This is a genomic window from Haloarcula terrestris, assembly GCF_031624315.1.
In the GTDB taxonomy this organism is placed as follows: Archaea; Halobacteriota; Halobacteria; order Halobacteriales; family Haloarculaceae; genus Haloarcula; species Haloarcula terrestris.
This window is the reverse complement of the sequence record NZ_JAMQOM010000004.1, coordinates 23,685-37,075: the sequence shown is the minus strand read 5'-3', so window position 1 is coordinate 37,075 and position 13,391 is coordinate 23,685. Positions and strand designations below refer to the sequence as shown.

At 65.4% G+C, this 13,391-nt stretch carries 9 protein-coding genes; 5 read left to right on the top strand and 4 right to left on the bottom strand.

Translation table 11 applies throughout. The annotated features are described in order from the left end of the window. The first annotated feature begins 258 nt into the window (after positions 1-258). Together NDI54_RS10315 and NDI54_RS10310 are read left to right on the top strand one after the other, a co-directional pair. Positions 259-3,720 carry a CehA/McbA family metallohydrolase gene (locus NDI54_RS10315; RefSeq protein ID WP_310896366.1) on the top strand — a complete coding sequence of 1,154 codons (3,462 nt, stop codon included), beginning with the start codon at positions 259-261 and terminating at the stop codon, positions 3,718-3,720. A 3-nt stretch (positions 3,721-3,723) separates the two neighbouring features. After that, positions 3,724-4,446, top strand: coding sequence for a hypothetical protein (locus NDI54_RS10310; protein WP_310896365.1), 723 nt, complete (start codon positions 3,724-3,726; stop codon positions 4,444-4,446). Positions 4,447-4,520: 74 nt separating this feature from the next. On the opposite strand, the gene NDI54_RS10305 is transcribed toward NDI54_RS10310, so the two are convergent. Then, on the bottom strand, positions 4,521-4,715 hold the full coding sequence (locus NDI54_RS10305) for a XapX domain-containing protein (protein WP_310896364.1): 195 nt from the start codon (positions 4,713-4,715) through the stop codon (positions 4,521-4,523). A gap of 455 nt (positions 4,716-5,170) precedes the next feature. Between NDI54_RS10305 and NDI54_RS10300 the strand changes: the two genes are divergently transcribed. The 3 genes from NDI54_RS10300 to NDI54_RS10290 all read left to right on the top strand — a co-directional run bounded on the left by NDI54_RS10300 (position 5,171) and on the right by NDI54_RS10290 (position 7,799). Beyond that, the gene (locus NDI54_RS10300) at positions 5,171-6,211 is read left to right on the top strand and encodes a zinc-binding dehydrogenase (protein ID WP_310896363.1); all 1,041 of its coding nucleotides are present in this window, start codon (positions 5,171-5,173) and stop codon (positions 6,209-6,211) included. Positions 6,212-6,508: 297 nt separating this feature from the next. Continuing rightward, the gene (locus NDI54_RS10295; protein WP_310896362.1) at positions 6,509-7,279 is read left to right on the top strand and encodes a CbiX/SirB N-terminal domain-containing protein; all 771 of its coding nucleotides are present in this window, start codon (positions 6,509-6,511) and stop codon (positions 7,277-7,279) included. A gap of 52 nt (positions 7,280-7,331) precedes the next feature. Further along, positions 7,332-7,799 carry a DUF2062 domain-containing protein gene (locus tag NDI54_RS10290; protein ID WP_310896361.1) on the top strand — a complete coding sequence of 156 codons (468 nt, stop codon included), beginning with the start codon at positions 7,332-7,334 and terminating at the stop codon, positions 7,797-7,799. 23 nt (positions 7,800-7,822) lie between these two features. Here the strand turns inward: NDI54_RS10290 and NDI54_RS10285 are convergent, their stop codons facing one another. The 3 genes from NDI54_RS10285 to NDI54_RS10275 form a co-directional block, all read right to left on the bottom strand. Continuing rightward, positions 7,823-8,587: a cobalt-precorrin-7 (C(5))-methyltransferase gene (locus NDI54_RS10285; RefSeq protein ID WP_310896360.1), complete on the bottom strand. Its 765-nt coding sequence runs from the start codon at positions 8,585-8,587 to the stop codon at positions 7,823-7,825. A 120-nt stretch (positions 8,588-8,707) separates the two neighbouring features. After that, a complete protein-coding gene (locus NDI54_RS10280; RefSeq protein WP_310896359.1) occupies positions 8,708-9,433 on the bottom strand; it encodes a precorrin-8X methylmutase in 726 nt (241 codons plus the stop codon). Next, positions 9,423-13,382 (bottom strand): cobaltochelatase subunit CobN, encoded by a 3,960-nt coding sequence (locus NDI54_RS10275; RefSeq protein ID WP_310896358.1) that lies wholly within the window; start codon positions 13,380-13,382, stop codon positions 9,423-9,425. The genes NDI54_RS10280 and NDI54_RS10275 overlap by 11 nt, the downstream gene beginning before the upstream one ends. Between the last annotated feature and the right edge of the window lie 9 nt (positions 13,383-13,391).

The window sequence follows — 13,391 nt, the reverse complement described above, 5'->3', positions numbered from 1 at the left end:
ACCATCGGTGCCACACAAAGTGGTGTGTCGGAATATGCGGCCGACAAACCGATCTGTCCGCCGAAACTATCTTGTGCAGGTCACGAGGAATGATATTACGGAGCAATCTGTAGTGTCTCTGTCTGAGGGGGTAGTATATTACTCGGTCACAAGACACGTAGTTAGGCCGGTGATTAATCACAGGATCCGGTCATGATGCAGAAATAGTATGGTTAGCATAAATTTTAACTATATACTCTCAATACCGTACGGAAAGTGATGGACAGAAATCATATGCGCTCAGTAATACTCAGCACAGTACTCGTGTTATCGGTTATCAGCACCGCTTCCCTCGGAAGCGCCGCTACTGCACCGACCGATCAAAGCGAGCTATCGACGGTGAACAGCGGGATGACGACACAAATGGCATCGGAAGAGCGCGTCACCTGTCAGCTGAATCAGAGCTGTCCAGTTCCTGATGATTCGGTCGATCTCAACAACAGCGGTGCCGGCGTCGACGTGCTGATCGACGGGAGCCATCAGGGGTCGACATTCACCGAGTTCGCGAACAGACTCAGCGAGCGCGGGTACGACGTGGACACAAAGCGGTCGACATCCGGCGGATTGACTTCCTGGAACAGTTCGTCGGCGGACGGGCTGTCGGACTACGACGTGGTTATCATCCCCGTTCCGCAAACAGCTTACAGCGACGCCGAGCAGGCGGCAATCGACGAATACGTCAGAAGCGGCGGCAGCCTGTTCGTCGTCGGTGACTGGACCTCGCCGCTACAGGGCCACGCGGGCAAGCTCAACGATATCACCGACCCATACGGCCTGCACTTCAACGGCGAGAGCGACAAATGGCTTCGAAACATCCAGGACCCGACGAACAAGACCGTCGAAGAGTACGAATGGCGGGTCGTGCTCCACAACACGGGTCAGCATCCGATCATGAACGGCGTCGATACCGTGGAGTACGACGGGGTCAGTCTGAACGTGACCGACACCGAAAACGGGACCCAGGCACCGCTGCTGTACGGCGACAACGACACCTACGAGTACACCTACTCCACCACCGAGAAAGAGTACCCACGTGGGCAGCGAATCGTCGGCGCGGCCGCAACGTGGGACATCGGTGACAACGGTCGCGTCGTCGCCTTCGGCAGCCAGAAGTCGCTTACGACGTATCTCACCGACGAGTGGCAGGCCGAACACCAGCAAACCGATACGCGGCCGTTCCTGTTCCGGACGGTGAAGTGGCTCGCAGCGTCCGGTCACGTCGAGCGACCGGACAAGCCGGTCGCCGTCACCGGCGAGCGAATCAAGGGTGGCGAGACACCGGCAAACGAGACAATCGTCCTCAAAAACAGCGAGGTCGCCGCCGCCATCGGTACTGAAACCAACGGCCCCTTCGGCGCGCTGCCGGGCGGTATCTACGACGCCAACGCATACGGGCTCACGACGGACGAGATCGCCGTCGCCGAGTTCGCTTTCGACGACTTCGGCACCTGGCCGGTGTACGAATCCTTCGAACACCGGAACGCCTCCGGACCGGACGGCTCCGCAGTGGTCGTCGCGGAAGGCCACTTGCAGGACCGAGAGGACGTAACGATCACGACGACGTACACGCTGCCGGCCGACTCGAAGCACATCTGGATCAACACCACGATGGAGAACGGGGGTGACCAGCGGTTGCCGGTCAACGAGTCCGAACAGCTCCAGAGCGGGGCCGCGTTGAGCTCCGAGAGCCTGTCGACGTGGCTCCCGGGGGAAGGATCGCTCGAAGCGGACCGATACACGCCGACGAGTGCCGACACACTCGACCAGCCCTGGGCGGCACTCACCGGCGACCGCGTGAGCTACGGTGTCTGGGGCGGGAACGGCTCCTTTACCGCGTACACGGGCGCTGCGACCTGGATCGACCCGTGGCTCGAACACCGCCTCGACCCCGGTGAGACGCAGTCGGCGGAGTTCGCCTTCTTCGTCGGCGAGGACGGGGCGAGCAGCGCGACCAGCGAGTACTACAACCGGCAGCAAGGGACCGAGACGGGGACCGTGACCGGCACTGTCAGGAGCACGGACAACCAATCCGTCTCACAGGCCACGGTCACCGCCTCGCAGGGCGACCGTGCGTTCACCTACACCACTGGATCGGAGACGGGAACATACGACCTCGAACTCCCCGCCGGCGAGTACACGCTGACGGCTGATGCCAGCGGTTTCGCAGCCTCGAACCCCAAAACCGTCACCGTTAGCGAGGGCGACACGTCCACCGTCGATTTCGATTCGCTGGAGGGGCCGGCCCCCGTCAACGTCACCGCGACGATAGACGACGAGGGCGAAGTCAGTCCCGCTGACGCCCGGATTACGGTACTCGATGGCGGTACCGCAGTCCAGACCGTCTACACGCAGACGACGCCGGCCGGCACGGCCTCGTTCCAGCTCCCGCCCGGCAACTACACGCTGGTGTTCAACCACGGGACCGGCTACATCGCCGACCCGGTCGAAAAGAACGTCTCGGTGACGCCCGGCGAGTCGGTCAGCGTCAACGCGACGTTCACCGAGGCACTCGACCCCAGCGAGCGCAACTGGGTCGGCATCGACCCCCACGCCCACAGCAGCGTCAGCTTCGACGGCAAGACGCCCATCGACAACTTCGTCGCGATCCAGAAATCGGCGGGCGTCGACGCGGTGTTCATCTCCGACCACAACGCCATCGGCGGCTGGGGGTCGATGGAGTCACAGGCCGAGGAACGCGACATCATGTTCATCCGGAGCGAGGAGATCACGACCGGCGACCTCGGGCACTTCAACCCCTACCCGATGCACGGCGAGGAGATGGTCGACTCCGACGGGACCCTCGTGGAGTTCATCGAGGAGTCCCGCAGCCGACACAACGCGACGGTGTTCCAGATCAACCATCCGGGAGACCGCTTCGTCAGCCTCGATAGCGCGCCCGGCCAGCACGAGGCGTACCTCCCGATGGTCGACGCCATCGAGGCGTACAACGGCCCGTACGGCGAGTCCGACGCCGCCAGCGTCCAGGGGCTGTTCACCCTCTGGAACGAGGGCTACGAGATCACGGCGACCGGTGTCAGCGACGACCACTGTTCGCAGTGCTTCCCGGCGAAATACGGCAGCGCCCGCACGCGGGCATACGTCGAAGGGACCGTGACGCCCGAGAAGTGGGCTCAGTCAGTGAAAGACGGGCACACGTACGCGACGTACGGTCCAGCCGTCGAGTTTACCGTCGACGACAGGATGCCCGGTGAGACAGTGAACGCCACCGCTGGGTCCGCCGTGGAGGCCTCGGCGACGGTCCGGAACCTCGACGAACTCGCCTACGCCGAGGTCATCCGGAACGGCACGACCGTCGCCAACGTCACGCTCGATGGCACGAACGACACCATGAGCACCGACGTAGACGTGGACGGGAACGCCTGGGTCGCCTTCCGGGTCGTCGACGAGGACGGGGACCGGGCGCTGACCAGTCCGGTCTGGATTTCGGCCGGCCAGCAAGCCGAATCCGGGACCAGCGGCGACGGCGAGTCCGGCGGTGCTTCGGGGACCGCGACGCCGACGGACACCGACACCGAGGACGAGTCAGCGACCACGGCGGCGGCCGACACTGCGAGCGCAGAATCGGAGACGACCGCCGCGTCCGGACCCGGATTCACCGCCGCTGTCACGCTACTCGCACTCGTCGGCGCGGCGCTGTTTGCGGCGCGACGGAGGACGTAAGCCGTGCCGGACACCAGCCAGCGGCCGACCCGGCGGGGGTTCCTCGGAACCCTCACGCTGGCTGCGGTCACCAGCGCCGGCTGTAGCGGGCTCGGCGGGACCCAGAACAGCCAGCCCGGCCCCGGGACCAGCGAGTCCAGCGGATCGACGGCGACGGTCGACGGGAGTGAGACGCCCACGAGGACAGCCAACGAGGCGCACCACGACGAGGTACACGGCCACACGCACACCGACGGCGAGGAACACACCCAGGACAGCGAACACGCCGACCACGACACCGAGGCCGCGACCGGAACCGGACTGGCAGCGTTCGAGTCCACCCTTCGGAAATGGTTCGTCGATATCGACTCGCTCGCCGTCGAAGACGACCGCGTAAGACTGACCTACGTCACGAAGAGCACACGCGGCCACGAACTCGCCGCCGGCATCGAGACGGTCGTCGTCTCGTTCATCCAGACCTACAGCGAGGAGTGGGGCGTGGCGGGCCTCGATGCGACGGTCATCGAGCCCTCCGGCGAGGAGATGGGCTACTGGCGAACCGAGTCACGCTGGGTCGAACCGGTCGTCGAGGGCCACGAGACGCGGACCGAACTGCTGGAACGCACCCTCGACACGTACCACGGGCAGCTCACCCGCGATCACAGCCACGAGGAGAGCGGACCCAGTCATAACGGAACCGAGAGCGGGCACCAGCACCACAACGGGACCGAGCGTACCCACCACTGACGGTACTGCCGTTTTCGGCATTCGGATCGCAAGAACGGAGCCGTTGGATTCGATCAGCAAGACGGACAGTCGGTTCAGACTTTCAGCAGCGACAGCAGACTGACACCGACATCGAAGTACTCGACGAGGCGATAGCCGACGAGGATTCCGAGGATACCCATGACGCCGGCGAGGTTCGGCGGGGCCGGAATAGGGACATCCAGCAACCCGAACACGACGCCGGTGGCGATGCCGGTTATCGTCGCGAGGATGACGAGCGAGAGATTCATTGGTGGATCACCACGGGAGCATCGTGGGGACCCGTGCCGTCGCGTGTCGGAGTGCCCCGAGCGCGAACGGCAAGCGCGTTTGAACTGTGTGTCATTGGTGGAATACAGAACGGGTTCGAGCGGTAAGTATGCTCCTCCTCGGACCAGCAGTGAGGCGGTGTCCCATACTCCAGCACCAGACAGCCCTAATATTCTGATGTCTGACCCTATATTCTAGCATATGCATATAGTATTCCGATATATAGATACATCTAATCCAGATACAGAAAATACATCTCCATACATCCCCAGATAGAGTTGGGGTTCCGATGTAGATCCAGTAATCGAGCTTAGTTAACCACAGTTCAAGAATCGTTCTCCGGTATTGGGGCGGTATACACAGAATCGGGGCGGTCGTTGATGGCACGGTCACCGGGAGGCTGGTGTTTATAAGCGAGCCACGGCAAGTGATGACGATGCAAGCCGTTCAGTTCGACAGTCACGGCGACCGTGACGTACTCGAGTATGGCGAGTTTCCCGACCCGGAACCGGACCGCGACGAGGTGGTCATCGACGTGAAGGCGGCCGCGCTGAACCACCTCGACATCTGGACCCGGCGCGGTCTTCCCGGCGTCGACCTCGATATGCCACACATTCCAGGCAGCGACGCCGCCGGCGTTGTTGCGGAGGTTGGCGACGGCGTCTCGCGGTTCGAGCCGGGCGACCGGGTGGCCGTCCTCGCCGGCAAGAGCGGCGGGGGCGACGAGTTCACGCGGAAGGGCGACCCGACACTCGCACCGGATTTCCACATCATCGGCGAGCACGTCCGGGGTGTCCACAGCGAGTACGCCGCCGTCCCGGCCGAGAACCTCACACCGGTCCCGGAGGGCGTCGACTGGGAGACGGCCGCCGCGTCGCCGCTGGTGTTCCAGACCGCCTGGCGGATGCTCCGGGACCGCGGCGACCTGAAAGCCGGCGAATCAGTGCTCGTCCTCGGCGCATCGGGCGGCGTCGGTCACGCGGCCGTCCAGATTGCCGACCACGCCGGCGCGGAGGTGTTTGCCACCGCCAGCAGCCAGGAGAAACTAGAGTACGCCGAGGAACTGGGCGCGGACCACACCATCAACTACGAGGAGACGGACTTCGCCGGCGAAATCCGGGAGTTGACCGACGGCCGCGGCGTCGACATGGTCGTTGACCACATCGGCGCACAGACCTGGCAGGACTCGCTCAAGAGCCTCGTCAAGGGTGGCCGGGTCGTCACTTGCGGCGCGACCACCGGCGGCAACCCGGAGACGGACATCAACCGCATCTTCTGGAACCAACTGGAGGTCATCGGCTCAACGATGGCCACCCCGGGACAGGCCGACGAAGTGCTGGACCTGGTCTGGGAGGGCGAACTGGAACCGCGAGTCCGCGAGACGCTCCCCATGAGCGAGATCGACCGAGCCCACGAGATCATTGAGAATCGCGAAGGATTCGGGAAGGTCGTCGTGGTTCCCGACAGCGAACTGTAGCGCCGACGGCCCACGTTTTCGACGGGGATGCCTTCCGCACTGGTCGGTCACGAGCGGCCCGCATCCGCTCTCAGCGCGAGAATCGGTCATGAGTCGGGCCGGTCGACGGTGGAACCGCATATTTTCACCGGCCGAGAGAGGGACGAGACGAGCCACGCGTGTCTGGCAGAGGTGTATCAAGGGGAGACCGGACGGAATCGAGATGTGACCCAAAGGTATTAGTGGGTTCCTGCCAACGTTCAGACAAGCCAACTTTCGCTAAAACAACCTGAGTTGTTTTAGCACCGGATGCTACCAATGCCACACGACACACTCCTGCTCATCGGTCGGGACACGTCACACGCTGCGCCCTACGAGACACACGCTCGCCGGCTACGCGAGCGCGGGGTAGCCACCGACGTGACGGTACTGACCTACGAGCACGAACCCCGTCGGGAGTTACGCGACGAGCTGGTAGCCGTCGACGCCGACCGCGTGTTCGCGCTGCCGATGACCGTCGCTCACGACCACACGACAGTGACGGACGTGCCGGCCGCACTCGAACAGATCGACGCCGAGACCCACTACTGTGAACCGGTCGGCCGCAATCCGTTGCTGACCGAGGCACTCCGGGACCGCGCTGCCGGTGTCGTACCGGAGGCCGCAGATTCTTCCGTCGCCCTCGTCGCCTTCGGCTCCAGCGGGAAGCCGTATCAGCGCCAGGTGACGGAGTACCACGCCGAGCGCTTACGGGAGCGCTCGGGCTTCGGCGAGGTCGAACCGTGCTATCTGCTCCAGAACCCCGCCGTCGAATGCGTTCGGTACAACCTCACCCGCGACCACGCCGCCGCCGTACCGCTCTTTCTCGCACCCAGCGACGCGACCGAGACACAGATTCCAGCCAAACTCGACCTCGACCGCGGCGGACTCGCCTACACCGACCCGCTGGGGGACCACCCGCTTGTCACCGAAGCCATCGCAACCGCCGTCGAGACGGCGCGGACGATGGCTGACGCGAGCACGCCACAGACGTTCGAGGCGACGCTTGCGACGAACCGTCCGATGGCGACCGACGGCGAGGGCGACTGACGGATCGCAACGGCAGTAAACGATTTACCGCTCGACATCCGTTTGGTGGTAGATGCTTCGAGGACGGGTGGCTCAGACACGCAAGCAGGTCAAAGAGAAGCTAGTGGCCGCGCTGGTCGAAGATCACACCCCACGGGAGGTGGCTGCGAGCTTCAGTGTCGGCGTGTTCCTCACTGCGCTACCGACACTTGGTACCGGCTTTCTCGCCTTTCTCGTCCTCGCGTACCTGTTCAAACAGCTCAGCAAGGTCGCGCTGTTTGCGTCAGTGTTGATACTCAATCCGCCGGTCAAATGGGGCGTGTACGCGTCGAGTTTCTGGCTCGGTAACAGAATCATGGGGCCGGTTCCCGGCATGACCTTCGACGGGGTGTCGGCCTCGATGGGGACCGGGCTACTGGTCCGGCTCTGGGTCGGCAACGTCATCCTGGCGGTCGTGTTCGCCACCGTCGGCTACGTGCTGGCGTTCCGGCTTATCAACGAGTACAGACGACGGCAGAACAGTTCGGTCGCGGTCAGCTAACCGGGACCGCAACGGCAACCCTCTCACGCCCGCCGCACGACGAACACCGACAGGTCCGAAAACTGCGTGTCTTCTCTGCTGTCACCGCCGGCATCCTGCGCGAGGTCCCCGAGCGTCGTCGCAGTCCGGGCCTCGTCGTTGTGTGTCAGCCGCTCGTAGACCAGCGCCGGCAGGTCAGGATCACCGCCGGCGTCCAGCAGTTCGGCCGCGATGTCTTCTGGCATCAGGTCGAACGGACGCGGCAACACGAGCAGGTGCCGGTCACCCACGTCGCTGCGAAGGCGGTCAAGGTCAGCCGTGAGATCACCGCTCTTGTGCAGCGTGACGAACGTCGTGTCCTCCATCGGTGTCCGAGCGCGGCTGGCGGCGATCTGCAGCGACGAAATGCCCGGAACCACGCGGACGGGCCGGTCGACGGCCCGCTGGACCTTCCCGACGAACTGGTAGCCCGAGTGGTTCGGGTCGCCCATCAGGACCGCGGTCCCGTGCTCGCCGTCGGCCACGTGCTCGGCGAAGGTTTCCAGCGTGTCGAGTTCGTCCCGGTAGCCACAGGTCAGCAGGTCCGCGTCGGTTCGGTCGGCGACGAAGTCGACGACCGTCTCGAAGCCGACAACCACGTCGGCCTCGCGGATCGCCTGCTCGCCCCGCGGTGTCAGGAAATCGAGATTTCCAGGTCCAATGCCGACGGCGTGAACCGGCCGATCCGCGTCGGGGGCCTCGGGTGCGCTCGCCGCGATGGCTGCCGGGTCCGGCCCGGAGTCGAGGTCGTAATCGTCGCCCTCAGTCATCCAGCGACGCCTCCCGGCTCGCGGGTCGTTCCTCCCCGCTCGCTCCGTCCGATGGCTCGCACACCTCGCCATCGCGGCCCGCGGGTCGTCCCTCCCCACTCGCTCTTTCAGAGCGAGCGGTCACAGATCGACCGCCCCCTCCCGCACGTCCGACGCCACGTGCACCAGTTCGTTCGTCAGGCCGGCGGCCAGCCCGCTCCCGCCGCGACGGCCGACGTTCGTGATGGTCGGCACGTCGTACTCGGAAGCGACCTCGCGAAGCCGTTTCCGGCTCTCGGCAGCCTTCACGAAGCCGACCGGCGTGGCGACGACGACCGCCGGGCGCGTGCCGTCCTCGATGCAGTCCGCCAGGGCGAGCGCGGCCGTCGGCGCATTCCCGACGACGGCGATGGCCCCGTCGTAGACGCCCTGCTTGTCGAGTTCCAGGACCGACGCCGCCGTCCGGGTCATCCCGGTTTCGGCGGCCAGCTCCGCGCCGTTGCCGATGGCCTTCCGGACCGGGCAGTCGTGCCCGCGGCCGGTGATGCCCGCCTTGACCATCGTGATGTCGGTGACGATGGGCTGTTCGTCCAGCACGGCGCGTGCGCCGGCGCGGATCGGTTCGTCGTCGTCCGCGCCGGTGAACCGCATCAAATGCTGGAACTCTGGGTCGCCGGTCGCATGGACGGACTTCTGGCGGATGCGGTCGGCCAGCGTCTCGTCCGGGACGAGTTCGCGCACGCGGTCCATCGACGTTTCGGCGATCTCCATCGCGTTCGAGGTCGTCGCGCCGAGGTCGGCGTACTCCTCGAAGTCATCCTCGCCGCTTGTGTCGCCGTCTTTCGCGTCGTCTGTGTTAGTCGTCATCTGAAGTCACCTCCTTGTCTGGAGAGCCTCGCTCCGGACCGCCCGTCGCTCGGCTCTCCAGATCACCGTCGACTTCCAGATTCAGATCACGCAAGCGGTCCCGGGTCTCGTCGTCGGCGTCCCAGAGCCCGCGGTCGATGGCTTCCAGCAGCGTGTCGGTGATCGAATCCAGCGCCCAGGGGTTCACGTCCCGGAGCCAGTCCTGTCGGTCCGCGTCGAAGGCGTAGCGCTCGGCTACGTCCTCCCACAGCGTGTCGCTGACCACGTCGGTCGTCGCGTCCCAGCCCAGCACCACGTCGACCGTCGTCGAGAGGTCCCCGGCTCCTTTGTAGCCGTGTTCCTCCATCGAATCGAGCCACGAGGGGTTGAGGACGCGAGCGCGCATCGCCTTCCGGACCTTCTCCTCGTTGGTGTACACATCGACGTTGTCCGGGTCGGAGGAATCGCCCACGTAGGAGTTCGGTTCCTCGCCCGCGATTTCGGTGACCGCGGAGATGAAGCCGCCGTGGAAGGCGTACCAGTCCGAGGAGTCGAACTCGTCCTGCTCGGCGGTGTCCTCGATTTTGACGGTGGCGTCGACAGAGGACAATCGGCGTTCGAAGGCGTCGTGGGCGTCGCTGACGCGGCCGCGGGAGCCCATCGCGTAGCCGCCCCACTGGACGTACACGTCGGCGAGGTCCGAGCGGTCGTCCCAGTTGCCCTCGTCGACGGCCTTGTTCGTGCCCGCGCCGTAGCCGCCCGGTCGGGTCGTGAAGACGCGGTGTTTCGCCGCGCTCTCGGCGTCGCCCTCGTCCATGCCGTCGGCCACGAGCTCGTCGATCTCCTCCTCGACGTGTTTCTTCACATAGTTCATGTCGTGGGGCTCGTCCAAGTCGACAACAGCGTCGACGGCGTCGTGGACGACCCCCGCAGCCGCCGGGAAGGCATCCCGGAACAGGCCGGAGACGCGCGTCGTCACGTCGATTCGCGGCCGACCGAGTTCCTCAAGCGGAATCGGCTCCACGTCATCGACGCGGCCGGCATCGGACCAGACCGGTTCGACGCCCATCAGCGCGAGCACCTGCGCGATGGTCTCGCCCCGAGTCCGGACCGTCGGCGTGCCCCAGACGACGACGCCGATCTCCTCGGGATACTCGCCCTCGTCGGTTTCGTGGCGTTCCAGCACGCCGTCGGCGACCTCGCTACCAACGTCCCAGGCCGTCTTGGCCGGGACCTTCCGCGGGTCCAGCGTGTAGAAGTTCCGGGCCGTCGGGAGCAGGTCGACGCCGCCACGGGTCGGCGCACCGGAGCCGCCAGGCGGGACGTACTCGCCCGCCAGCGCGTCGGCGGTTCGCGGGATTTCGTCGGCTGCGCCGGCCACCCGCGGGGCCGCTTCCTCGCAGATGTACGCCAGCGCCTCGCGCAGGTCGTCGTGTGCACCCGAGCGCACGCGAGCGTCCCCGAGCGGTTTGATGTCGACCACGAGAAGGTTCATGTTCACCTCTGACGTGTTGTCTTCGAGTTCGCTCTCGGGCACGTCGAAGTCGTGCTCTGCCAGCGTCCGAACAAGGTCCTTGCTGGTCTCGTGGACGTGGTCGGCGGCCTCGGCGTAGGTCATCCCTAGCGTCTCGTCATATTCGCCGGGAGCGTTGCGCAGTTTGTCGTAGTCGACGCCGAGCACGCCCGCGACGCTCTCGCGCAGCGATGGCGCGCCGGGATTTTCGAGTCGAGTTAGGGCGACGAGGTAGTCGACCAGTCGGTCATCAGCCGGCGGTTCGCCCATCGTGTGCAGCCCCTTGCGAATCTGGGTCGTCTTCACGTCGGTGAGGTACTCGTGGACGCGCTCGACGAGTTCGTCGATGTCGAGGTCCGCTCGCGGGTCGCTTCGCTCCCCGCTCGCGCTTTCCGAGGCGCTACGCGCCTCGCGGTCCCCCTCCACGTCTCCCTCCGCCAGCGTCGAGCCGACTTCGTCCGGACCGCGAACGTCGGCCTTCTCGTCAATCTCACCAGCGATGCCCAGTTCCACGGCGAGATCGAGTTCGTCCACTGTCTGGCGAATCTGCTCGGCGAGGTGCTCGCCGTCGTCAGTGCGGGCGTCCTCCATGCCGGCCTCGCGGTAGCGGTCGGCCAGTTCCTCCAGGTCGGCGAGGTCGTCGTACGTGCCGGCGTTGGCCATCACCGGCGTCAGGTAGTCGACGATAGCGGCGTAGGACCGGCGCTTGGCCTGCGTCCCCTCGCCGGGATTGTTGACGATGTAGGGGTAGACGTTCGGGATATCGTCGATGAGCTGGTCCGGCGCGCTCTCACCATCCAGACCGACCGTTTTGCCGGGCAGCCACTCCAGACTGCCGTGAGTGCCCAGATGGACAACGGCGTCAGTCTCGTAGCTGTTGCGGAGCCAGCGGTAGAACGCGACGTAGTCGTGGGGCGGCTGGAGGTCCGAGTCGTGGTACACCTTCGAGGGGTCCATCCCGAACCCGCGCGGGGGCTGGACCGTCACGAGCACGTTCCCGAACTCGACGCCGGGAATTGCGAACGGGCGCTCGGGCGGATCACCCCACTCCTCGACGACGTTCTCGCGGAAGTCGTCGTCGAGCGTCTCGAACCACTCGCCGTACTGGGCCGGCGAGACGGTGTCGACACTCAGGTCGCGCACGTCCTCGGGCGCGACCCAGCGGTCGTCGAGGGTGAGCTGTGCGGTGAGGCGTTCAACAAGCGACTGGCCGCTGTCGGGCATCGTGTCGCCCAAATCATACCCCCGAACGTCCAGTTCCTCCAGGAGATTCACCGTGCTCTCGGGCGAGTCCAGCCCGAAGGCCGTCCCGATGCCGTCGTCGCTGGGCGGGTAGTTGTGGAGGACGACGGCGACCTGCTTCTCGTCGTTGGGCGTGTGTCGCAGTTCGGCCCAGTTGACGGCCAAGCGGGCGACGTGGTCGATGCGGTCGTCGATGGGGAAGTGCTGTTTCGGGGCGCTGCCGATGTCGGCGTCGTCATCGGTGCGCTCCTTGCCCGAAATGGGGTGGGTGATGACGTTGCCGTCGAACTCCGGCAGAGCGACCGAGAGCGCGAGTTCGAAGCCCATCACGCCCGTGTCGCTGCTGTCGTAGCGGGACCGGGAGCGCATCGTCGTCACCGTCTGGATGACGGGGACGCCGAGTTTGTCGAGGAACACGTCCTCCGCGTCCTGGCCCTCATCATCAGCACTGCGGCCACGTTCGTCCATCGACAGCGAGAACATGAACGAGGAGCAAACCGCGTCGACGAGCGGGTTGCCGTCGCCGTCGAGCAGCCACTCCTCGGTGACCTGCTCGGCGTTCCACTGCCCCTCGGCGTCGGTCGCCGGCTCACAGAAGATGGGGAGCGCGTTCGCCCCCTGGGCCTCGATGGCCCGGACCTGGGCGTCGACGTAGCGGGTGTTCTCGTGGGTCCAGTGGGATTCGTAGAACCACACGGCGACCGTCGGTTTTGCCGGGTCGAACGTCGCCCGGAGTTCGTCGATGGTCGCACCCGGGTGGTCGGGGTGATAGACACCCTCTGTCGGGAGTGTCACCGGGTCGTCGTAGGATGGGTCAGCGTCGCCGTACTGCTCGACGAGGTAGCGCACGCAGTTGGCGACGTTGCTCGCCCCGCCTTTGTCGAGGTAGTCGTAGACGGTGTCGCGGTGCTCGTCGGGAATCGACGTGTCCTCGAAGGCGAAGGCGTCGCCCGTCGCTTTCACTACGAGCGGGACGCCGGCCTCGCGCAACCGCTCGACGGCGAGGTCGTAGCCGGGCATGCTGTCCTCGGCCCCGTGGAGCCAGAGGATGACGGCGTCGGCGTCGGTCAGTTCGTCAACGAACGCCTCGACCGCTGGCTCGTCGTCGAGGTCGCTCTCCGAGCGCACGACGAGGTCGGCGTCGAGCTTTTGCGCGGCCCGCTGGACGGCCCCGAGTTCGTTCTCCGTCGCGGTGTAGAGTCCTAGCTGTGGCATAACGTTATT

Coding starts and splice junctions, on each gene's coding strand:
- NDI54_RS10315 (WP_310896366.1), top strand. CDS start 259: ATGGACAGAAATCATATGCGCTCAGTAATACTCAGCACAGTACTCGTG.
- NDI54_RS10305 (WP_310896364.1), bottom strand. CDS start 4,715: ATGAATCTCTCGCTCGTCATCCTCGCGACGATAACCGGCATCGCCACC.
- NDI54_RS10300 (WP_310896363.1), top strand. CDS start 5,171: ATGCAAGCCGTTCAGTTCGACAGTCACGGCGACCGTGACGTACTCGAG.
- NDI54_RS10295 (WP_310896362.1), top strand. CDS start 6,509: ATGCCACACGACACACTCCTGCTCATCGGTCGGGACACGTCACACGCT.
- NDI54_RS10290 (WP_310896361.1), top strand. CDS start 7,332: ATGCTTCGAGGACGGGTGGCTCAGACACGCAAGCAGGTCAAAGAGAAG.
- NDI54_RS10285 (WP_310896360.1), bottom strand. CDS start 8,587: ATGACTGAGGGCGACGATTACGACCTCGACTCCGGGCCGGACCCGGCA.
- NDI54_RS10280 (WP_310896359.1), bottom strand. CDS start 9,433: ATGACGACTAACACAGACGACGCGAAAGACGGCGACACAAGCGGCGAG.
- NDI54_RS10275 (WP_310896358.1), bottom strand. CDS start 13,382: ATGCCACAGCTAGGACTCTACACCGCGACGGAGAACGAACTCGGGGCC.